The organism is Oleiphilus sp. HI0117, from assembly GCF_001635235.1.
Genome location: NZ_LWGA01000018.1, coordinates 1 through 965, shown reverse-complemented (window position 1 = coordinate 965; position 965 = coordinate 1). Strand labels below are relative to the sequence as shown.

Annotated in this window: 2 protein-coding genes; both read right to left on the bottom strand. The window is 45.1% G+C overall.

What is annotated here, in order from left to right:
• Positions 1 to 277, bottom strand: a 277-nt coding sequence (locus A3757_RS00500) for a nitrilase-related carbon-nitrogen hydrolase (RefSeq protein ID WP_156506062.1), incomplete at its 3' end; no start/stop codon positions are given.
• A 37-nt stretch (positions 278 to 314) separates the two neighbouring features.
• A partial coding sequence (locus A3757_RS00495) for an AsmA-like C-terminal region-containing protein (protein ID WP_304439152.1) occupies positions 315 to 965 on the bottom strand: 651 nt, incomplete at its 5' end.

Genomic DNA, 965 nt, shown 5'->3' with positions numbered 1-965 from the left:
GTGAACTAAGTGAGAGCGAAGCGGGGAACGGCAAACTACCCAAAACCAGGTTGATAGAATTATTTTTGGCAAATTGACGAAAGGCTTCCAAATATCCTTCGAACTTTTCCTGAAGCTGGGAATTTAGTGCGCTGCCGAAATAAAGAAAGTTTTCAGGGAAAACAACTAGCTCACAATCAGAACCAGAAAATTCACGCTCGAGTACCTCCATCGCCAGCTTGAAATTTTCTTCTGGCTCATCAGTACTGACCGTTTGAATGCATGCAACTCGAACCACGGCGTTACCTTATATAATTGATTGATGTCGTAGTATTTTAATTCGGTGCCAAATTGCTTTCTGCACCCGCATCACTCTCTTCTATTGGTGGCGTTACTCGCTGAGGCGTTTGAGTCGTCTTACGTTTTTTCTTGCTCGCGTTTACCGCCTCTTTTAATTCCACTATAGGCTTTTGCCACGTACCCGTAATATCGTATCGGGAAGTAGTTAAAGCACTTAAGGGTTCACCAAGCAATTTGTCTGCAAGCCAAACTAAACCTCCAATTTGAGGAGCACCAAGAACGAGAGCTGCCAAAGGCACATTCTGCGAAAAAGGCAGCTCAATAAGCATGTCCAGGTCCAGCGCCTTACTCGCTAAGTCACTACTTCCGTTTATGGTGTACTTCCCTGCCGGCCCATCAATGACCAAGGGTTTAGAGAGTGTAAGTAAGCCCTGATCTATACTTGAGTTCATCGTAAAAGAGTCGAAGCCGACCCCACTTTTATACAGGTCGGAGAAATCCAGCTTTAAACGACGCATTATCGCTTCAGCGTTCAAGATGCCGAACAGACGTAAAGCACCTGTTTTTTCATCGTCAGTTTGCAGAAATCCATCTTCGAGTATCAGTGACAGAGAGCCTGATAGTTTACCTAGCGAAAAGTCCTTAGGTGCACCAGGCCAGGTAAGCGCAAGCTTTGAACTAAAGTC